At 53.2% G+C, this 20,404-nt stretch carries 22 protein-coding genes; 11 read left to right on the top strand and 11 right to left on the bottom strand.

Annotated elements, in window-relative coordinates; translation table 11 throughout:
• The first annotated feature begins 83 nt into the window (after positions 1 to 83).
• The 4 genes from C5Y83_RS07550 to C5Y83_RS07575 all read left to right on the top strand — a co-directional run bounded on the left by C5Y83_RS07550 (position 84) and on the right by C5Y83_RS07575 (position 3,243).
• Entirely contained in the window at positions 84 to 347 is a 264-nt protein-coding gene (locus tag C5Y83_RS07550) for a MafI family immunity protein (protein WP_105329040.1), read from the top strand.
• Positions 348 to 421: 74 nt separating this feature from the next.
• Positions 422 to 1,117 carry a transposase gene (locus tag C5Y83_RS07555; protein ID WP_105329041.1) on the top strand — a complete coding sequence of 232 codons (696 nt, stop codon included), beginning with the start codon at positions 422 to 424 and terminating at the stop codon, positions 1,115 to 1,117.
• A gap of 91 nt (positions 1,118 to 1,208) precedes the next feature.
• Positions 1,209 to 1,652, top strand: a complete 444-nt coding sequence (locus C5Y83_RS07560) for an ankyrin repeat domain-containing protein (RefSeq protein ID WP_146117696.1) — start codon at positions 1,209 to 1,211, stop codon at positions 1,650 to 1,652.
• A 1,261-nt stretch (positions 1,653 to 2,913) separates the two neighbouring features.
• Positions 2,914 to 3,243: a hypothetical protein gene (locus tag C5Y83_RS07575; RefSeq protein WP_105329045.1), complete on the top strand. Its 330-nt coding sequence runs from the start codon at positions 2,914 to 2,916 to the stop codon at positions 3,241 to 3,243.
• 299 nt (positions 3,244 to 3,542) lie between these two features.
• Here C5Y83_RS07575 and C5Y83_RS07580 read toward each other — a convergent pair whose 3' ends face one another.
• Entirely contained in the window at positions 3,543 to 3,824 is a 282-nt protein-coding gene (locus tag C5Y83_RS07580; RefSeq protein WP_146117697.1) for a hypothetical protein, read from the bottom strand.
• Positions 3,825 to 4,104: 280 nt separating this feature from the next.
• A complete protein-coding gene (locus tag C5Y83_RS07585) occupies positions 4,105 to 4,545 on the bottom strand; it encodes a hypothetical protein (protein ID WP_105329047.1) in 441 nt (146 codons plus the stop codon).
• A gap of 251 nt (positions 4,546 to 4,796) precedes the next feature.
• Between C5Y83_RS07585 and C5Y83_RS07590 the strand changes: the two genes are divergently transcribed.
• Together C5Y83_RS07590 and C5Y83_RS07595 are read left to right on the top strand one after the other, a co-directional pair.
• Positions 4,797 to 5,132, top strand: coding sequence for a hypothetical protein (locus C5Y83_RS07590; protein ID WP_146117698.1), 336 nt, complete (start codon positions 4,797 to 4,799; stop codon positions 5,130 to 5,132).
• A 331-nt stretch (positions 5,133 to 5,463) separates the two neighbouring features.
• Entirely contained in the window at positions 5,464 to 7,227 is a 1,764-nt protein-coding gene (locus tag C5Y83_RS07595; RefSeq protein ID WP_105329049.1) for a putative bifunctional diguanylate cyclase/phosphodiesterase, read from the top strand.
• Positions 7,228 to 7,267: 40 nt separating this feature from the next.
• Here the strand turns inward: C5Y83_RS07595 and C5Y83_RS07600 are convergent, their stop codons facing one another.
• From C5Y83_RS07600 to C5Y83_RS29355, 3 genes are read right to left on the bottom strand one after another with little or no spacing between them, the layout of a single operon-like run.
• Positions 7,268 to 7,777, bottom strand: a complete 510-nt coding sequence (locus C5Y83_RS07600; protein ID WP_146117699.1) for a hypothetical protein — start codon at positions 7,775 to 7,777, stop codon at positions 7,268 to 7,270.
• Between the two features lies 1 nt (position 7,778).
• Positions 7,779 to 8,978 (bottom strand): WD40 repeat domain-containing protein, encoded by a 1,200-nt coding sequence (locus C5Y83_RS07605; protein WP_105329051.1) that lies wholly within the window; start codon positions 8,976 to 8,978, stop codon positions 7,779 to 7,781.
• Positions 8,979 to 8,995: 17 nt separating this feature from the next.
• Positions 8,996 to 9,166, bottom strand: a complete 171-nt coding sequence (locus C5Y83_RS29355) for a hypothetical protein (protein ID WP_158262275.1) — start codon at positions 9,164 to 9,166, stop codon at positions 8,996 to 8,998.
• 180 nt (positions 9,167 to 9,346) lie between these two features.
• Here C5Y83_RS29355 and C5Y83_RS07615 point away from each other — a divergent pair, with 180 nt between their 5' ends.
• The gene (locus tag C5Y83_RS07615; RefSeq protein WP_146117700.1) at positions 9,347 to 9,976 is read left to right on the top strand and encodes a hypothetical protein; all 630 of its coding nucleotides are present in this window, start codon (positions 9,347 to 9,349) and stop codon (positions 9,974 to 9,976) included.
• A 175-nt stretch (positions 9,977 to 10,151) separates the two neighbouring features.
• Here the strand turns inward: C5Y83_RS07615 and C5Y83_RS07620 are convergent, their stop codons facing one another.
• A complete protein-coding gene (locus C5Y83_RS07620; protein WP_105329054.1) occupies positions 10,152 to 11,750 on the bottom strand; it encodes a hypothetical protein in 1,599 nt (532 codons plus the stop codon).
• A gap of 307 nt (positions 11,751 to 12,057) precedes the next feature.
• Here C5Y83_RS07620 and C5Y83_RS07625 point away from each other — a divergent pair, with 307 nt between their 5' ends.
• Both C5Y83_RS07625 and C5Y83_RS07630 read left to right on the top strand, forming a co-directional pair.
• A complete protein-coding gene (locus C5Y83_RS07625; RefSeq protein WP_105329055.1) occupies positions 12,058 to 12,486 on the top strand; it encodes a hypothetical protein in 429 nt (142 codons plus the stop codon).
• A gap of 61 nt (positions 12,487 to 12,547) precedes the next feature.
• Positions 12,548 to 13,750 (top strand): PmoA family protein, encoded by a 1,203-nt coding sequence (locus C5Y83_RS07630; protein WP_233207136.1) that lies wholly within the window; start codon positions 12,548 to 12,550, stop codon positions 13,748 to 13,750.
• A 126-nt stretch (positions 13,751 to 13,876) separates the two neighbouring features.
• Here the strand turns inward: C5Y83_RS07630 and C5Y83_RS07635 are convergent, their stop codons facing one another.
• The 3 genes from C5Y83_RS07635 to C5Y83_RS07645 all read right to left on the bottom strand — a co-directional run bounded on the left by C5Y83_RS07635 (position 13,877) and on the right by C5Y83_RS07645 (position 15,518).
• On the bottom strand, positions 13,877 to 14,644 hold the full coding sequence (locus C5Y83_RS07635; protein ID WP_105329057.1) for a hypothetical protein: 768 nt from the start codon (positions 14,642 to 14,644) through the stop codon (positions 13,877 to 13,879).
• A 63-nt stretch (positions 14,645 to 14,707) separates the two neighbouring features.
• Positions 14,708 to 15,265, bottom strand: a complete 558-nt coding sequence (locus C5Y83_RS07640) for a hypothetical protein (RefSeq protein ID WP_105329058.1) — start codon at positions 15,263 to 15,265, stop codon at positions 14,708 to 14,710.
• A gap of 25 nt (positions 15,266 to 15,290) precedes the next feature.
• Complete coding sequence (locus C5Y83_RS07645; protein ID WP_105329059.1) at positions 15,291 to 15,518, bottom strand: hypothetical protein; 228 nt, start codon at positions 15,516 to 15,518, stop codon at positions 15,291 to 15,293.
• A 271-nt stretch (positions 15,519 to 15,789) separates the two neighbouring features.
• Between C5Y83_RS07645 and C5Y83_RS07650 the strand changes: the two genes are divergently transcribed.
• Positions 15,790 to 16,638, top strand: a complete 849-nt coding sequence (locus tag C5Y83_RS07650) for a ferritin-like domain-containing protein (RefSeq protein WP_105329060.1) — start codon at positions 15,790 to 15,792, stop codon at positions 16,636 to 16,638.
• 448 nt (positions 16,639 to 17,086) lie between these two features.
• On the opposite strand, the gene C5Y83_RS07655 is transcribed toward C5Y83_RS07650, so the two are convergent.
• Together C5Y83_RS07655 and C5Y83_RS07660 are read right to left on the bottom strand one after the other, a co-directional pair.
• The gene (locus C5Y83_RS07655) at positions 17,087 to 18,124 is read right to left on the bottom strand and encodes a hypothetical protein (RefSeq protein WP_146117701.1); all 1,038 of its coding nucleotides are present in this window, start codon (positions 18,122 to 18,124) and stop codon (positions 17,087 to 17,089) included.
• 168 nt (positions 18,125 to 18,292) lie between these two features.
• Complete coding sequence (locus C5Y83_RS07660; RefSeq protein ID WP_105329062.1) at positions 18,293 to 19,423, bottom strand: hypothetical protein; 1,131 nt, start codon at positions 19,421 to 19,423, stop codon at positions 18,293 to 18,295.
• A gap of 155 nt (positions 19,424 to 19,578) precedes the next feature.
• Between C5Y83_RS07660 and C5Y83_RS07665 the strand changes: the two genes are divergently transcribed.
• Positions 19,579 to 20,403 carry an SDR family NAD(P)-dependent oxidoreductase gene (locus tag C5Y83_RS07665; RefSeq protein ID WP_105329063.1) on the top strand — a complete coding sequence of 275 codons (825 nt, stop codon included), beginning with the start codon at positions 19,579 to 19,581 and terminating at the stop codon, positions 20,401 to 20,403.
• Position 20,404: the final 1 nt, after the last annotated feature.

Genomic DNA, 20,404 nt, shown 5'->3' on the forward strand with positions numbered 1-20,404 from the left:
GAAGAAAACGACTCGGAAGTCACACAAAGAGTCCTGACACTTTAACTCCATCCAAAGGCATTCCAATTCCCTGAGGTGTGACCATGCAACTCGCAGATAGAATCAAGCACATTGGCAATCAATTTGTTGACCGGATTGATCCGCAGGTCATCTCAGATGCGGTTGAGTACGCTGACTTCTCCGAATGCAAGCTGGCAGTTGAGATGCTGTGTGACCAACTGTTTGAATACGATGTGCCGATTACTTCGGATGAGTTTTTACAATTTCAACAGCTTGCGATCGAGACGCAAGCCGATGCCGAGCGGATCGAGACACTCCACTCACTCGTGCGGTCTAGTTCGCCTTGAACGTTTGCAGCTTGGACCACGAAAAGGTGTCAGGACTCTTTGTTTCTCCGCTTGACCTGTGATATGTTACCCAAATGGGTAGACCAAAGCGAGCAGATGAGGCAGGTGGCATTTATCATGCCTTGAATCGGGGCAACGCTCGGGGAGCGATCTTCGATAAGCCTGACGACTTCGATGCGTTTGAACGCATTTTAGCCGAGGGGCTGTTGCGGTATCCGTGCCAAATATTGGCATATCAGTTGATGCCCAATCATTGGCATCTGGTGCTCCGCCCGACGGCAGATGGGGGCTTGAGTGATTTCCTGCGGTGGATCACCCTGACACACACCATGCGGCGACACGCTCACCAGCAGACTTCCGGCGAAGGGCACATCTATCAAGGCCGGTTCAAGAGTTTTCCCGTGCAGGACGACGGCCACTTTCTGGCTGTTTGCCGCTATGTGGAACGCAACGCCCTGCAGGCAGGCCTGGTGGCCGCTGCCGAAGATTGGAAATGGGGGTCGCTCGCCAGTTGGTTGGCTGGGCCGCGACGGTCGCCCAAGCTTCTCACCTCGTGGCCCATCAAACGGCCTGCCCGCTGGAAAGACCGCGTCAATCAGGCGATGGCCGAGAAAGAAGTCGATGCGATCCGTCTCGCCATCCGCCGAGGCTCCCCCTTCGGCGACCCCGACTGGACCCAATCAACCGCCTGTCGCCTGAACCTAGATTCGACGCTTCGGCCACGCGGTAGGCCGAAGAAGGCGACTCGGGATACAAACAAAGAGTCCTGACGCCGTAAACCCGACGATGGCATGGATGTGTTGCAACCCTACTCAGACGACCTCTTTCGTGCCTATCAGAGTCAGGGTGGACGCTTGAGCTTTGAAGAAATCCTGTCCCGAACGCTCGACGACTTGTACTAAGGAGTTCATCATGAGATCGACAGCGGTCATCAGCACGGAGTTGCTTAGAATTGCAGGCGGAGGGGATGTTAAGGAGATTTCCCGGCTGCTTGATGCGGGAGCAAACCCAGAGTTTCAAGATGTTTTCGATGGCAGCACTTGTTTGCATCAGCTTGCCGCCAAGGGGCATCTTGAGGCAATCGAATTGCTGTTGAGCAAAGGTGCCAACCCAAACCTTGTGACACAGAACACGTCAGCATCTCCTCTGGGCGTGGCAGCACTTTCAGGGCAAGGGGAGGCCGTCGATTTACTAATCGCGAAAGGTGCAAAATTGTCCGAATCGGAAGTAACTACAGGCTTGGTGCAAGAATGTCGAGATTCTGGGTTTGCCAAAATTGCAGAGGCAATTGAGTCAACGATCTGAATTTGACTTCTGCTTCACGATCTTCGCAGGCTGTGCCGTTTTGAAAGGTTGGTGCTTGGCCAGTCGAGCAGTGCAAGGAAAAGGTGCGCCGGACTCAATGTTTGTTACGTGCTTGCTGTTTGGTTTACCACGTGGTCGGAGGGGGGAATCGGGGGTCCGCTGGCGGGCTGTTGCCAAGGGGGAAAGCGTCCTGACGTTTATGTCCTCTCCGATGCAGAATATTTACCGGTGGTTTAGAAGAGCCCGCCTCCAAAGCGTCCGCCACCACCCATTCCCTGACTTCAAACAAAGAGTCCTGACACCTTAAACCGACTGCGAGTTATTTGACGGGCAGAAGCTGGAAAAGATCCTCGCCAACCACTTGGAGAATGGTGGATCGCTGGTGACGGGTGACGAAGCTGCGAGAGTGCTCAAGTACCTTGGTGCTCAGGCTGCTTATCTCCCAAGAGCCGGTGGCCCCGGAACACTTGTCATTGGTCCAAATGCAACTCGTCTTCAAGTTATCGAAGAGTTGATCCACCATGGTCAATACAGGCGCATTGGGTTCCCGGAGTTGGATTCCGTAAAAGGCGTATTTGTTGGAGTGAGGCTTGAGATCGAGGCTCAAGACATGCTGTTGCGCATCGCACGCCGGAAGGGGTGGACTCAAGCAGAAGTTGATTTGATCACGAGAAACCGAGCAGCGTGGGTCAACAAGCTTCAGGAACTAACCGAAAGATACGGACATGGCTACTAGGATAAAGATTGTCGAAATGACGAAGATCCCGAAACGAGCAAGCGTCATGGCAATTGTGGATTTTGAGGAGGGAAATCTCGTCTCAGGTTGCGACGACTACGTTCGAGTTGGGTCGTCGGATATTTGGAGGATTACGTCAATTGGAACGCATCCCCACGATTTGGCAGGGCCTTCTGGGAGGCAGCGGCTTCCTGTCGGGCTTGAGTCTCGAAATGCGGAATGTGAACTTGCTGTTGGGGATGTTCTTGAGTGCATAGAGTGCCATTCTTGAGGCGATCAGTACAAATAGTTACGCCTACGATCTGCCTTCGGCTTCTGCATCACGATCTTCACAGGCTGTGCCGGTTGGAACGGTTGCAGCTTGGCCGGTTGAGCCGGCTTGACACCTTAAACCAGTGGGGCGTTTGGGAGTTTACCCGGAGCGATGTCACCGGCAAAATCGGGCTCTCTGCAGAATTGCTTGAAAAGCTTCGGAAGCTCGGGTTTGATGTTGTAACTAAAAGTCTGTAGATAGTAAGAACGTTAATGGCTGCCACAACTATTGTGTTTTATGGGATTCGGTTTGAGGTTACTGAAGACGATATAACCGCTCTGGAGTCAAGGACGCATCCGAAGATTTTGGCAGCAAAAGAAGTTGGCCTTGAATATTATTGGGGAAATTTTGATTCGCCAGACGAAGAATACGTAATGTTTATTGGAAAGCTGATCGGGAAAATAGGTGTCGAAGACCATAGGGAATTTCAATTCAAAGCGACTGAGATCACTGAGATTGAAAAACTCGTATCCGATCGATTGAGACAAGTTGGTATTGTTGAGAAATCCTGTCTGCATTTTAAGTACCAACCAGATCAATGATTTTGACTGAACCGCTACCCTTTTCTGTACCAGATGAAGCGAATTCCCTGAGGGCGAAAGAGGTGTCAGCATCCAATGTTTGTCACCGGCTTGCTGTTTGTTTTACCGCTTGGTCGGAGAAGTGAATCTGCGGTCCGCTGGCGGGCTGTTGCCAAGGCGGAAATCTTCCTGACGTTTATGTCCTCTCGTAAGCAGAAGATTTGGTTTAGAAGAGCCCGCCTCCAAAGCGTCCGCCACCACCCATTCCCTGACTTCCTTAACAAACAAAGAGTCCTGACACCTTAAACCGACTCGGTAGTTCATTGCGTGCGAATTACGTTGCCAACTTCATCAAAGAACTCACCCCTTGAATGCCCGAGGTACTCCTCATAGTCATTCCCATTGACGCTGCATACGGAGTCGTCCTGCATGACATTCAGTCGATCATGAAATGCTCTGATTTCCAATTCGTCAGCTTTCTTGTTCGCAGTCGCAACATATTCGGAAATGGCATTACGAACGGCCGTATTGCCATCCTCAGAGAACATTCCGAAATCTTGCGGAATCTCGTATTGCAATCGGTGACGAACAAATCCTTCCATGATGGCGTTTCTCATATTCTGCCGAACATCTGAATCAAACAATTCTTCATGTTCGTTTCCAATCTCGTCAAGGAGATTAAGCAATCTCTTTAGAGCATCTCCCATTTTTATCCTACCTAAGACTTCCGATAAGTATCCAAAATGAGGAAAAAGTATCAGGACTCAACGTGTGTTACGGGCTTGTTGTTTGGCTTACCGCGTGGTCGGAGGGGCGAATCTGGGGTCCGCTGGCGGGCTGTTGCCAAGGGGGAAAGCTTTCTGAGACGTTAAATCTAGCTTCTTATGATGACTCATGCTCCCATCGAACATCGGGCCGTGGGGGAGGACGCCAGGTGAGTCCCCGGTGGGTCCGGTATCTCAGAATTTGCCGAGCTAAGAAGCCAGGGGCGGGGATGTTGAGATAGAGCCCACGCATCGAGATGCGATCGCCGGGCCGTTGTGGCGGACGACCAGCGAGTGGATGGGTTGGGGCCAGGTTGAAGTAAGCATTCTGCCAAGTGCCATCGTGACAGGCTTCATGATTCCAGAAGTCATCGCGATAGAATTGTTGCGTGTTGACCGTCTTATTCGGGAGATAAGTGAGTCGGTAGCTTATCCAGAACATATCCTCCCACTGCGGATCGGTCAGCAACGCAACGGCTTCGCCTCGGTAGGACATCAGCCAACCGGCGTCGCGGCCGTAATTGGTTTCCCAGATGTGGAGCTTGTCGAGGAATTTCACGAGGCGAGTCGCTGCGATCGATCTGTGGTTTAATCGGTGGAATGTATTCGGCAAGAGTACGGCAGAGCCGGTATGCTAATCGTATGACGACCCCAACTGAGGACGAACAATTTGCGGCATCCCTGTCCGTGGCTAGGCGAATATCGGCATGGATCCTAGGAAGTGCTTCGTTGCTGCTCTTCCTGGCTTGTGCAATTCTGTCCTATTTTACCGGCAATCCCTCGGACTTTTACGGGGGGATATTTTACGCCGTGTTTCCGTTGATTACGTTGGGCTATCTCAACTTCTACTTGATGCGTCCTGGTCGCGATCCGCAGAAGACGAAGGAGATGATGGCCCGTCTCGAAAAGAAGCAGCGGAAGAACGCAGCGACGACCTCGACTTGGAATGGTTGGATTCTGACTGTGGCTTCACCCTTTCTATTGATCGTCGGGGTGGGAACTGGCCTGGAAGAAGGAATATGGCCCGCGATTGCCGGCGGGTTGGCCGCGGTGTTGATGGGCGCCGTGGGCATTCTGATGATCCGCTGGGGAAGAGGAAAGCGGCGAGCCGAGTCGCAGAGAGCGTCCAAACCTCGCGACATATAGGGTGTTAGGGCCTCGCAACGGCCGATTCAATATCCAGTCGATTCGTCGTGTATTTCAGACCGGTCATAGCGGATGTGCTTGGCGAGTTTGCGTCGGCTAACCGCAGAGTGCGCTACCACTGCGCGGATTGCGGCGGCTACGAAGCGGTTGTTATCGCAGAGTTGAATCGACTTTTATCTCGCTCCGCTGACCATTCTGTTTGGCCCCATGAAATCCAACAAACTGCCCATTGCCCTGGTGACTTGCCTGGCAATGCTGACCTTCCAGTTTCTCTGGCCTGCTTCTCGGCAGTCAGGCGCGTTCCGTTGTTCGCCGTGGCGAGGAGGATCTGATGCGTAGTCTATCCACCGGCGATCCGAACGATCCCGACCGTGTCAATCAGGCGGGGCCACTAACGAAGATTCACCGGATGATGTGGATTGACGCAGCGATCCTGGGTGTGATTGCCACGGTGTTACTCGTCGTGTGCAGTCAGCTTGATGTCTTCGAATACGTCATGCAGTTCAATGCCCAGCATGAAAGCTGGGAGGTTGATGAGCTGATTATCGCCATCAACGTGTGCGCCATCGTCGCCCTGGTCTTCTTCGTGCGTCGCTACCGAGAAACAGTGGCCTTGGCGCGCGATCGAGGGGAAATGCTTGCGGAACTGATGGTGGCCCACCAAACCATTGAGGTGGATAAGATCAATCTTCGGAATGCGGCACTGAGCGATTTTTTGACGGGGCTGCCTAATCGAGCGTGGCTCTTGGAGTATCTGGAACGAATCGCTTTAAGCCGCCAACAAGTGATTCTGGTGTTCTTCGATGTCGATCGTTTCAAACAAGTGAATGATCTGCATGGGCATCATGTGGGGGATGAACTGCTGCGCGAGGTCGGCCGGCGTTCCACCAACGTGCTGCGAATTGCCGGCGGACTACCGGCGTACGAGTCGACCCGCGCGGTCGTTCGACTGGCAGGCGACGAGTTTGTGGCGGTCATTCGCGACATCGAAGAGATTGAGAAAGTCCGCGGAATCGTTAATCAACTGCGAGAATCGCTCAATGCGCCCTATTTCCTGCTGGGTGCGAATGTGTCTACTACGGCCAGCATTGGCGTGGCACTGCGCAGCGATCTGGCGGATGGAAGCGAGCGACTACTGGCCGACGCTGACGCGGCGATGTACCAAGCGAAGCTGGAAGGACGAGGGAGGATCAAGTTCTTCGAGCCCACCATGCGCGAGCGACTGACGCGACGAGCCAAGCTGGGAGGGGATCTTCGCGATGCAACCCGCAGCAAGCAATTGCACATCCATTACCATCCGATTTTCTCGTTGAGTACAGGACGACTGGAAGGTGCGGAGGCACTTCTAAGATGGAATCATCCGAGACTCGGCCCCATCAGCCCGGCCGAGTTTGTGCCGATCGCAGAGGACTCGGAACTGATCTTCGAGTTGGGAACCTGGGTGCTGCAAGAGAGCTTGCACCAGATGTCGGTGTGGATCAAGAAGCATCCACTCACAGCGCCCGAGGTGATCAGCGTGAACGTCTCGCGGAAGCAGTTTTCCGACTTTCACATGGTCGAGAAGTTTCGCACGATCATTGAAGCTTCGGACGTCCCAGCTGAACGCATTCAATTGGAAATCACCGAAGACATCGGCGACCAGAATATGCCGATCGTGATCGAGCGGATGCATGAACTAAAGAATCTGGGCGTCAAGATCGCAATCGATGACTTTGGAACCGGTACCTCGACGTTCTCGGCGATTGAAAGCTTCCCGATCGATACAATCAAGCTCGATATGTCGCTCGTGTCGCGTATCGTGAATTCGTTTGACCGGGCCGCGATTGTCCACTCGTTGGCGATCCTCGTGCGGAACTTGAACGTGAAGATGGTTGCCGAAGGCGTCGAGATACCGCAACAGATCTCGGTGCTCCAAGAGCTAGGCTGCCAGTCGGCTCAAGGGTTTTACTTCGCACATCCCATGAGCGCGGAAGAATTTGAGGGACAGTTTGAATACTATGGAAGCGACCAGTTTACGGTGGAAGGGTACGCGTCTTTTCCTAGCCCGTGGAAAGATCGACTGAACGCGTTTAAAGAGTTGGATGTGGTTTCGTGAGGCCGTCTGTGGGCATGATCGGGTCAGGGTGTCATTGATATTACGTCTCCCACCAGATGAACTTGCTCGCTAGTTCCCACTTTCGATCAACGCGGTGAAAAGCATAGAACTCGCCAGAGCTGGCTAGCATTCCGTGCGAATGAATCACGTAAATCAGTGACCAGTTACGGTTGATATTCATCGCAGGGTAAGACAATTCAAGTAGTCCGTTCGACCCCGTTGGCGACTTGTTATCATCGCAAAAGTTGTCGCTGTGGGCGATGGAACGAAACGCTTCTGTGTCCAATAGCCGTATACCTGCGATCGCGCCAAGAATTCCATCGAGTGACGTACTATGATCGTTAACGCGAAGAAATTGTTCGACGATACGATCGTCCATATCGGGACATGTTCGTTTAACGTGCGCAAGAACGTTTTGGAGTACATCGGGGTATTCCTCAGGAATACCATTGACGCCAGACATGGCACAGACCACCTGGTTCGGGCCTGCCGGTAAGAGGTCGAGCAGTACCTGGCAGATGGATGTCAACTCAGAAGCGATTGAGTTCACACTAGTGTCCTCCGCGCTTCGATGTTCGTGTCAAAGCGACCGTAAGAAGTCGTCGGCCATCGAAGGCTCGATAGGTTGTTGCTTCAGAGCCCACGAGTAGAACCGTTTCGCTATCGGGTGAGAAGCCGATCATCTGGCTATCGATGGGGCGGTCGGCCACGAGGATCTCTTGGCCTGAGTTGGCATCGTACAACCCGAACTTCGCAGGGATGTCCACGTTCTCGACGTTGGCGCCACCCCAGGTAACCGCCAGCCACCGATTGTCAGGGCTAATGATGGCGGCCGTGTAAGGGTATTGTCCCACGGGGCTGCCGGTTACGAAGCGGCCTGTCGCGACGTCCCAAATGTGAATCGGACCACCGATCGGGAACGCAGCGAGCTTGCTTCCATTGTGATGCCACGCGCCGTACCACACACCCTGTTGGCCGTGGGGTAGGCGGCTTTGTGTTTTGCCAGTCGCGACTTCGACGACCGTGATTTGCCCAGAATCCCGGCCGAGCTCAAAGCAGGCCATGCGGCCGCTTGACGTGAGATGTTGAAGCCCGTGATTCAGCTTGACGCGAGCTTGTCGCTTTCCGGTACTGGCATCGAAAAGCGTTGCTCCGCTTGACGTGACGTGAAAGAGACTCTTACCGTCCGGAGAAAAGTGCAGCGAATCCCAATAGGGCGAGCTCCCTTCGGCCAGTTTCAGTCGTACGGCCAAACGCCCGGATTCAATATTCCAGATGGAGGCATCGAAACTGGTTGTTTGGTTAGGACGTCGAGAAAACGTAACCAGACGCTTCCCAACTGGACTGAACTCACCGGCAACCTGATCGGGCCACGACCAGCGACTCGTGCCAGTTCGCAAGTCCCACACGATGGTGCGCGTATCGTTCGAGTGATACGGAACCATCGGACCGTCGCTGATCCAGGAACTGCTTACGGCCAATTGGCCATCCGGACTGAACTGGACCTTCTCAATCCGCTCGCGATGCCCTTTCATGCGCTGGACTAGCTCGCCGGTTGCGGCATCCCAAAGGCAGATATCGTGGTCGATGTGTCCTAGGATGCGTTTGCCGTCGAAGTCCCAATCCTTCGCCGGTCGTTGAATGCCAGGCTTCCACTGCGTCGGCACGCCTGCCGAATGCTGGGCCACCGCAACCGAGCCCAGCATGGTCAGCATAACAAGCGTGAGCAGAGAAATCGTAAGTTGCTTCATCGTGATCTACCGATAGCTTAGAAGAACCCGCCTCCAAAGTTTCCGCCACCATCCATGACCTGACTTCCCTGACCTTCAAAGAAAATTGACACCTTAAACCGACTCTTTACCCGCCACCCCCGACGAATCAAATCCAACGTTTTCATCCGCCGAGCTTCGAGCTCCGCCGCCAATCCATGAGGTCGCATGAACCACTCCTTTGCCAACAGCCTTGCCAACATGCTATTCTAGGAGAAACGGACTGCCTCAGTCGAAGAAAAAAGGCTTGGGTTACTGGCGCAGGTGTCAATGAAGGGCAAGGCAGCTTATCCGACCTATGGGATGCTCACGCGACTTGGCCATGGTTTGTACGGTAGAAGGGATAATGTATGCATTCCATTATATTACTTGGCATTATCTTTGCCTGCGGATTTGTTTCAGGATGTGAGATGTCTTATCACAACGACAGGTCACAGTATTCGCCGCACACAAAGGATGAAGCCAGATCGGACACAGTATATACTGTCGATGAATTTCCAAGAATGAAAAAAGATCCTAGATTCGCGTCCTATGAGCGAATCCATTGGGACGGAAGTAAGAAGATTCCATGGGCTGTGGAAATGGAGAAGCAATATCCAGACATTGATCACTTCATAACACACTTTGGCATTGACAATAATCTTCCAACTATATGGAACAGTGAAGTGCACTTCGGAGACAGGTACGTCATTACATTACAAGTGCCAGTAGTTATTGATTACAAACTAGAAACACTTCAGGTTACTGGCGAGCCGAAGTTCTTTCTTTCAGAAATTACGAGCGTGGAGGTGGATGGTTCTGGTCTCTACGGTGAAAGCTTTCACTTTGGAGAAGCGGAATTCGATGAGCTTATTGAATCTAATTGGAATTATGCGGCGATTAACATTGTCATCAATTCAAATCCAACGCCTAGGTTTCAGCTTGCAAAGGCGATGGCACAATCTCCTCGCTACCCAATTCAACTCATGCGTAAGGAGTAAGCCTTGGCGAAGTGCAAGACAAAGGCGTGAGGATCGAATGTTCGTTACTGGCTTGCTGTTTGGTTTACCGCATGGCCGGAGGGGTGAATCTGGGGTCTGCTCTGGCAGGCTGTTGCCAAGGCGGAAATCGTCCTGACATTTATGTCCTCTCTGAAGCAGGAAATCTACCGGTAGCTTAGAAGAACCCGCCTCCAAAGCTTCCGCCACCGCCTATGTCGCCCATTCCCTGTTTTCCATGCGAATCACCCCGTTCAATACGGCGGATGATTGCCGAAATCTCGTCCTGGCAGCCACGTGTCTGAGTGATGATCAGAATAGCGTGTGGAATCAGCACTTCGCTTCCTTCTACGTTTTCGCCGGAAGCGTTCTTGGCGACCGTTGGCTCGGCATCGGATGGAGCGAACAAAATCGTTCCCGGTGCGTCAGGTCGTTCGTTTGTCTTCCAAGTCTCGGCACGAACCAACTTGGGAAGCAAGCTCATCATCCCCCGAGCAACGTCTTGCTGCATTCGGTAGTAAACCGTGATGACTTCGTTGGGATCTTGCCCCTTCATGACCCGCGGCTTAGAACCCTTCAGGGCGGTTCGGTACGCTTCGAGCAGATTTAGGACGTCGTTGAGCATCTTCTCGCGATGCCGAATGACCAGTGTCCCTGGCTTGGCGGGCGACATGCTTCCGGCGCCTCCACTGATTTCCCACTCATCGAACGTCTGCGATTGAATCGCATCGATCAGCGCGTCTGATTCGTTTTCGTCGCTGCTGAGGTCGCGTACGTCGAACACCGCAGTAATCATGTGGGTGGCTGCTTCTTCTTCGGAAGTGATCGCCAAAACGCCATCGCGCAAGGTCCACGTCAATTGCAGGTCTTTCAGCAGCGCATCGAGCACGGTAGCGGCGGGCGTATCACTCAGCGAGAGGGTCACCGGCGTCCGCTCGCGAATTCCGAGGGCACGCAAGACGGTGGCGTTCAGGCGGATGTCGATCTTCGATTCCGCAGCAATTAGCTGTACGGCCTCCGAGAGGGCGATTTCTGAAAAGTCGATTGAGATCGGCTGGCGAAGTTGTTCGCGGATCTGCTGATGGACAGGCGGATCGTAGATGAATGTGCGACGTCCATGTTGGCGAAGCGCCTGAAGTAGCCCGCGGATCTTGCGGTGGATGTCGTCGTTCTGGCGGACAAACAGGACGTCGCCGATCGTATCGAGTACGCCAGCTCCGCCAAGCTCTTCCCATGAATCGGGATCGATGGTCGTTGTGATCGCTTCGACTACGTGGTCCATCTCATAACCGGAATCAAGTAGATCGCCGACGTTATAGGGGACCATCGTCAGGCGACCTTCGAATTCTTCGATCGACGTGAAATGGACAACCTTGTTGACGTAATACCACGAGAGACCAACCCGCCGCATCCGATCGAGAAACAAGTAAACCGGTGTATTGGTTAGATTCTCACCAACCGGATCGGTTGGTAGAACACCGATGGAAGCAACGGCCCCCTTGTCGATCAAGACTTCAACCCCGCACTGCTCTTCGAGCCACTTCGATACCTCGCTGAGAGTGGCACCTTGCAGCTCGGCCGTCTTCTTCACGGCCAACGGTTCTGGCACGAGCGTCGCCGGATCGATCGCACGAGGCTCATCTGGAATGACCGGTAGTTGTTCTTTCTTGACTTCGACTGCCTCGTCCTGAGCGACTGCCGACGAAGAAAAGCAAAGCATGGTGAAAAACGTTCCGAGAACAAAGGCCTGAGAAAGCCAAGAGAGAGTTGGTTTCATCTTCGTTGTGCCAGGTTGAGGGAAACGGAGTGCGCGGTGTGGGGTTTGGTTTCAGTATAATTGCGGCGAGATCGCCTATTGATGTCTGCGCCCGTAGTCCAACATGGTAATTGGCCGATTTGCCGCGAATCCGGGGCTTCCGTTGGTCGCCCCTATTTGATTGCTGGCGCAGAATTCAATCTAATGCGCGGAATGCCAACGTCTAGGTTATCACGGGGCGACCGTTCAGGCGAAGAATTGGTCAATGATTTCCTGTTTGCATGAGAGAGTGTCAGCGATACGATTCGTGCAGGTGGACACTATTACCATGAACCTTGCCCTGCAAAAGCTTCTGTTTATATTGGCATCGATCGGATTGGGCGTGGCGATTGCGATGTTGAGTGCTAACATCCTGACAGGCGTCGCGGTCGGAACGTTCGTGCTATGTTTGGCCGTAAGCATCCGCATTTCCCGTTCCGGTCAGTTGGAAGTGGAGAGTGTCGGCTCGATCTTTCTAAGTTTCTTGCTAACGGTTGTCTTAGCGACCGCGATCACGGCAATCTACTGCGTGCTGATCACGGCACAAAGTCCGGGCCCGAATCGGGCTTGGTTCGCAACGGGAATCGCGGCAGCGATCTATGGCGGTATGCTGGCAGTCTTGGTGTCGGCGTTCTGTGGGGGTATCGCGGTGATTGTCTTATTGATTGCGCGCCGGCAAGGCTTATTGCCGACAGTTGGGCCAGTTCCACCGCGTTAGAAGCGGATTGGTCATTGTGGCTTAGCAGCCTGTTGAATCTCTCAAATCGGCTACGTAATTGTTGACGAAGCAGAAAATCAACAGACTGTTAAAGTTTTGTCTGGATGCACGTTATCCGTTAGAGTGGAGCCATCTTAAGAGTCAACGTTTTGAGAACTCTTCCGGATATCTTGAGGTGACCTATGCCAGTGTCTCTTCTCAAGGAGTTCTTCTGGTCATAGCGGACGTGCATTCCGAGAAACAATTCCCCCCATCACTTGTTCTTATCCAGCAATTCAGAAGTTTTATGAAGCAATTCCCAATAGCGCTGCTCGTTCTGTGTTATTTGCTCTGTATCACCACCCATTCGGCCCTTGGTGCTGAGCTAAATCTTACTGAGACGGAGGATACGATTCGTATCACCCTGCGTGGAAAACCGGTTCTTGAATATGTTAAGAAATCGCGAACTGTTCCGGAGGGATTGCCACAGGACTATCGGCGCAGTGGTTACATTCATCCTGTTTACACGCCGACGGGACAGGAACTGACCGGCGATTACCCGGCGGATCATGCCCATCAACATGCCGTGTTTTTTGCCTGGGTGAAGGGTACTTTTGACGGAAAGAACGTCGACTTCTGGAATCAGGCAAAGAAACTCGGCAGAATCGAATTCCGCGAAGTGGTGAACTTGAGCCGAGAAGAGCAGCGTGTCTCTTTTCGTGTTAAGCACGCGTTCATGGTGAAAGAGGGTGAGCAGTGGGTTGATGCGATCTACGAGGTGTGGACCGTCACTGTTCATCAAACGCCGGCCGACCATTTTCTGTTCGACATCGTCAGCGTTCAGGAATGTGCCTCCGACAAGCCGCTGATCGTGGACGAATACCACTACGGCGGCATGGCAATCCGCGGTAACCGTGAGTGGCTGAAGGAGAACAACGACCGCAGCATCAACCCGGGAGATTTGCGCTTCTTAACGAGCCAAGGCAAAGACCGCTGGGAAGGCAATCACACCCGAGCTAACTGGGTCGCGCTCTCGGGCACGATTGATGGTCAGACCGTCTCAGCCGCCATCTTTGGTAGTCCGAAAAATTTTCGTGCGCCACAACACGTACGCATCCATCCGAATAAACCCTACTTCTGTTTTGCCCCTATGGTCGAAAGACCTTTCAAGATTGTGCCTGACGAGAAATATGTTTCACGGTACCGCTACCTGATAACTTCCCAAGCAGCCGACGTGAACACGATCGAGAAACACTGGGACGAATATGCGGCGCCCAGAAAATAGCGACCTGGCTCTCTCAAGTGAAAGCCATCGAAGAGCTTGAGAAATGGAAGAGATCTTCTCGCCTGTTTGCTATCGGTACAGATAACACGGGCCACAAGTGAACTATTATTGGGACGTCTCAAACAATTACTCGGGTCCCGAAATCTCGCTGGGCGACTCCTTCACGACATGAATCTCGTAGGTCGCGTGGCCCGACTTAGGAATCGTGATTGCGAATCGACCGTTGCGTTCGATCTTTCCATCGCGCGATGTGAACGTGAAGGAATCATTCGCTAACAGCGGACAGGCGACTCGCAGGGGGATTTTACGTTCGGTCGGGAATTCCTGAAACACGACTTCCCCTTGCGGATCCGTGACGGCGGCGTAAGGGTGATCTGTGATCATCAGGTAACCGAGGCAGGTAGGCCACCGCGTGGCAACAAACTTGATCGCGGTCGGTTCGTCACGATGAATTGGGTAGCGGTCGCCCGGCATGCCGATGTTACTGATGGGCGAGTTCGTGAGAAACTCGAAATGCAAGGGGCTCACGAAGTCCCCCTGCACAAGGAGGTCGCCAGTACGTAGCGTCAAAAGCTGGGGCTCGAACTGGCCATCCTTGATCTGCACCACTTGCTCTTGGCGTTGGTCCGGTTTGCTAAGCGAGGCGTACCATTCCAATAGTCGCGGAGCTTGTGCCTGACCTCGCTTGGCCTGAGGGGCGAGATAGACAATCGCCATCGGGTATGGTGCCAGTTTGCCGTCTGCGACGCTTTGTTCTGGCCGATGATCTGGTGGTAACAGCTTGGGATCAATCAGCACGCGAACCGTGAGTGTTCCGTCCCTAGCCGGGAGCGATGTGGTGATGCCAAGGATGAGCAGCAAGGCGGCCAGCAGTGAGGAAAGGTGTTTTTGCATACGGTAGGCACTGGAGAGTTCGTTTTGCCACTGAAATAGAACTTCGGCGAACGCTATAGCACTTTACTCAGACGGATCATCTTTGGCGATCACTTGCTTGATAATGTGAGGCATCGCGGTGAGCATCTCGGACGCTGACCTAAGCCTGCCTATGAGAAAGTCCCTCAGCGGAGTAACGTTTTCGTACTGGGCATCCAAATAGGAAATCAATTCCCAACAGGAATCGTCCGAGGCTGCATCAAACGCTAACAGGCGTTGATGAATTAGCTCGTTTCTGCCTGCGATAAATTCCTGGAAAGACTTCTTGATGGACTCGATGAACACTTCACTTCTACCTTCTCGATATTGAAAAGAGAGCCATGAACTGCTCGGCTCCGCATTACAGATTGGCTCGATGGGTTCCGAGAAGATCTTGTCGAACAAGTCTCCCGCAACCAGGCCCAACGATCGTTTCGAAATCGATTCACGCCGCTCATTCAACAGGTCGGACAGTTCGTCGACTCCGCCAGCTATATCCATGACGACCAGAAGTTCCTTGAGCAGGCCTTCCATTTTTTGCAGGACAACAACATTCCGTCCAATCTTCTGCAGTGCTTCAGAGGAAAGAGGTGAATGATCCATGTTGAAATCGCTCCAGTTTCTCTGGTCAGAGTCGCGACCAGTCGATGACCGCTACCCAGCCCTCGACCGAATCGTATTGAACGTGGCCGATCGTCGATAGCTCGTCGTCTGAAAGTCGAATTTGCAGTCCTTCAGTCAGCGTCAATTGTAAGCGAGTTAGGTCTTGCTGAGTGCCCGTTGTATTGAGTCGTACACGCCCTGGCTTGTCCGCATTGTTAAAGTCGGCGTATATCGTTGGAAGTACAGAACTCATTGCCAGCGACTCCGTCAATGGTGTGAAGTATTTAAGAAGGAACGGATTCGTTCGTTGTACAAAGGTAACATCCCGGGTGAAGCATGTATTCGAAAACGATCCAAAATGTTCGCATACGAGGGAAGTCTGTGCGATACTCAGCGGGCCTGACCAGAACAGGTCATCGTTATGCGATCATCGGAGCGGTGGATTGCGCGGAAGTTGAAGTCCGTGATGCTCATTCCTGCCCGGTTGCCGTGTCGCTTGTTGGATGGAACCTTGAAGGAATTCTGTGACTGCCACTTTCATTAAATCGTCGTCGAATCACTGGAAGCCTGACGACTTTGACTTGGCGAGCGTGAAGCTACCTGAGCCGCTACTGCACATCACGAAGACCATTTGTCTGCTGGAGTCGCGATGTGACGACTACGCGGAATATCTGCTGGCAATCTTTCGGCAGCGGACGGAACCATGGACGGCAGCGATCGAGCGCTGGAACTTTGAAGAGTGCCAACATGGCGAGACGTTGCGTGCTGTCTGCGAAGGGGGCGATCACGATTTCGACTTCGATGCGAGAATGTCAAAATACGAATCGCTCGTATCGTACCACGAGCCGACCGGTGAGTCAGTCCGCGGTTCGGTCACGGCAGAATTGGTGTCTCGGTGCGTGGTCGAAGCACTTGCCAGCACGCTTTACCGCGTGCTCGCCGATTCGTCGGATGATCGCGAAGTGAGCTCCGTCTACGCGACACTCGCCCGGGACGAAGCACGGCACTACGGGATGTTCCTGAAAATGTTGAACGTCGAGGCCAAGGAGAATTCCAAGGTCGGAGTCTTAGGCAGATTTCGATTTGCCCTTCAGCGGATGCTTGAGCTTGAAGATGCCCAAATCATGCTCGCATCGTGCGTCGTCGCGGGACGAGCGGATGGCCAAATCAGGCGGCGTAAGGAAGCAAACTGGTATCTTTCACGGCTCTATCGCTTCTATCGCTGGCGACACCTGCAATACGCGTCAAGAATGTTACTACGAACCATCGATCTACGGGCAACGCCAGTCTTGGTATGGCTTGTTACCTTGGGTCTGTGGTCGGCCGTCCGCGTTCGTTCGATGATGGCGAATGTTGCGGCTTTGATTTGGTAGGTCGTGAGCTTGAGCATATTTCGGCGCAATCGCATTGCCGCACAATGCGTTCGACCTAACCCAAAGTGTGTGATGGCACCCGTCCAACTTATCGATGTTATGAAGATAGTTGCGGCCAGCGAGCGATTAGAAACGTCAATGGCAAATGTGCCATCAATTTGGCGAAAACTCCCACATACATTTCGTATTCTGTTCGCGACGGAATTAAAATGTGCCTTTCGTTACCAGAAGATATGTGGGACTTGCACTCGAATAAACGATAAGCAAGTTTTAACGGACACGAGAATGTCCGAGGCGTCCTATCACACAACCGTGACTAACGCGAGGGAGTTTGGCTGGGAAAGTGATTTATTGATGTCTGCGCCCGTAATCCAACATGGTAATGGGCCGATTTTCCACGAATCCGGGGCTTCCGTTGGTCGCCCCTATTCGATTGCTGGGGCAGACTTCAATAAGGTTCGATTGTCGGGGGCCCCAACAGCCAATCCTTATAGTGGGTACTTCTCAGAGACGCATACATAGATTCTTTTATCTGGGCGGTATAACACCCAAGCGCGATCGCTCCGAAGGGTGCAATATGCAAAGATATCAATAAATCTAGGACACGGCCGGTAACGATAGGGAAATTCCCACCAAGGAAATCGCTTCCATCCCAAAGCGTCAAATCCACCACGTTAAGTCCGCCCAGATTGAGGATTAGTTCTGCTTTATCCCGAGGCGACACAATAAGGCGTCTCTGACAAACGGGGCAAACATAAAACACTTCAGGGCAGTTTGGGCAAAGGATTGGAGAAAAACCACATCTTGAACAGTGATTTTCGGCGTTCGGCAACACAGCATAAGCTCGTTCGATAGATCGCCCATCGAAGCACAGCACTCTAGAATGCTTCATGAAGAACGGCAATTCGTCCTGCGTCAGGAATTCGCAAGGGGCGAAACGAGTGCCGCATAACCCTTCCCTGCTCAAAACATCCTGGACATGCGGGCTCACGTACAAGTATCCATCTCCCCGATTTCCCCAAATGCCACATGCAGCGATACTATCCTTAGACCAGCTATCTACTGAATTCGTACCAACCTGTACGTCAACCGTTGCTTCGACAATTCGTTTGACATCAATTCTCTCCGGATGAAACGGACAAGTGTTCAGGGACACCGAGTCAACGACAATACGTTGTAGTTCAGTTTGAATGCACTCACTACGCGACACAGGAGGCACAAGCAACATGTTATCCAAGAAGCCAAGTTCGCCCATTTCCTTGGCCATTGATATCTCATCCATGCTTTCTGCAAACAAATGAAAAAACAGCCCCATCTCAATATGCCCGCTGAGATTCGGGACTATCCTTCCGCGAGCATTCACTTTACATCCTCCACTTCGGTCTACGAATTCAACCTGCTCTTTTAAACACTCGTGAATGTTATTTCCTTCCGTCTGACGCCGCAGGGTGTAGGCGAAGACTTTAAAGGCGGCATCGGTCAGCATGGCGATTAGCTTCTTTGCTGACCGAGTGGAACCAAACGTTCCCTTCAGACCACTCGTAAATGATTCGACTTTCAAGTGCGTCAGGTAAGCAGACTTTTTAGTGTATCGTAGACGGAAATAGGCGAACTGATATTCCAGCCGTATCTGCAAATGATCTACGCAAAGCTACTAAGTCGCTTCGTCCAGCAGCCAATCTTCCAGCGTCAGTTGCTTAATCGATGGTGCTCGCAGCAAGTAGGCGCGCTCTCCGATCAGGGCTTCCAGCCAAGGGCGGTAGACCAGTGTCGATAGCGTTCTGGTGCTGAGGCTGGCTTGGATTTGGGTTTCGACGTTTTCGGCCAGGCGGCTGTAGGTGGCGGGGACGATGTTCGGTTCGGGGCCGAGGTGGACGATGGTTTCGGTACCAGTACGCAGCGTATGATAGACGGCTCCCCACAGGTTTTGTGGTTTGTCGACCCATTGGCAGATCAGGTCACGGACATTCCAATCGGTGTAGCTGCATGCGCCAGTCACCAAGGACAGGACGGGTGGCATCGGGACGTTAAAGCCACTCTTCATGGCGCTCATCAGCAGCGCAGCCCGGGAGTTGATGTTTTCGCGCCAGACGATCGGTGTGTGCATCGGTGGCCATTTATGTGGATTCTTCTTCACGTACACACGGTCGGAAGTCAGTTCCGATAAGCGTGTGTGCAAACGTGATGTGGTCTCCCCTTCTCCGATCACGATCACCGAGTTGGGTGAAAGGATCGACGAGATGCCAATCAGCCCGTTGCCTTCGGCGCAGATCTCTTGGCAAACACGATTGACCAGCGCGGCGCCCAGGGTTGCCTTTCGCGAGAAGACGACTGCCAGCGTGCAGGTCGGCGCCAGCTTGGCGATGTCTTCCGACAAGGCCAGCGGAATGGTGAGCGCGTCTTCCAACGTTAAGCAGTCGGCAGCGACCAGGGCCGTGAGTTCGCCCAAGCTGTAACCCATCAGATACTGAGCGTTGGTCAGGATCACGCCGTACTCTTGACGGAGGATATCGACTTGAGCCATTTCAGCGGCGACGATCAGCGCGATGGCGTCGGAGTAACTTTCCAGGTCGGTCTCTTCGCGGCGGCTGACGCGTCGGACCAGGTCGATCGGCCGGTGCATTACGTCGGAAGCGATCTCGCCACATTGCTCCAGTCGACGCAGCAAGTAGCTGCCGAATCTGGGATGATTCAATAGATCTCCGCAACGTCCCAAATTGGTGACGTTGTAACCACGAAACACGAATGCCGTGGTCTTGAGTTGCCTGAAGATGTGGTCCGCCATGGTTGCCTGGGGTGGTTGTTGGGGGCGAAGTTCGCTGCTTCTCTCGGATGCTTGCCATGAAGTTCCGTGCCAACCAACGAGCACGGCATCCCGCTTTGCATATCGACAATATACAATGCAGGCAGCCACTCGGTGTATTGCTTGTCAGGATGAACATGGAAACCAGCCGCGCACACCCCACAAACGAAGCAGCTTTACGCGGCAAAATCGCCGTTGTCACCGGCGCCGCTAGCGGAATTGGCCGGGCAATTGCCTTAGATCTCGCCCGCCAGGGTGCTTCTTTGGTGCTGCATACCCGCAGCAATGATCACGGTTTGCGGGAAACGGCAAACTTGGCACAAGAGTTGGATTCCCAGATCGACGTGAAACTAGTTCAGGAAGATTTCACAGACCCAAGCCAGCAAGATCGATTCTGCGACGAGGCCTGGAATTGGGCCAATCGGCTGGACATTTTGGTGAACAACGCTGGGGTCGATGTGCTAACGGGCGACGCCGCAAAGCTCTCGTTTGAAGAGAAGCTTGAATTAGTTTACCGGGTGGATGTCGTCTCGACGATCCGCATCTCGCGAAATCTCGGCGCGCGGATGCGCAGTGTGCCAGGTAGCTCGATCGTGAACATCGGTTGGGATCAAGCAGCCCACGGTATGGAAGGTGACAGTGGCGAGATGTTTGCGATGTCGAAGGGAGCGATCATGGCGTTCTCGAAAAGCCTGGCACGTTCGCTCGCGCCGGAAGTTCGCGTGAACTGTGTCGCGCCGGGTTGGATTCAAACCGCCTGGGGCGAAGGAACGTCGGACTATTGGCAGTCGCGCGCGACGCGTGAATCTTTAGTGGGCACGTGGGGAACGCCCGAAGATGTGGCCGCGACGATCGGCTTTTTGGTTTCTCCGGCTGCGCGATTCGTGAACGGTCAGACGATCGCCGTGAACGGTGGCTTTAACCACGGCGGGCACTCGGCGCGTACCGACAAGGAAGCTTGAG

This window comes from Blastopirellula marina (assembly GCF_002967765.1).
In the GTDB taxonomy this organism is placed as follows: Bacteria; Planctomycetota; Planctomycetia; order Pirellulales; family Pirellulaceae; genus Bremerella; species Bremerella marina_A.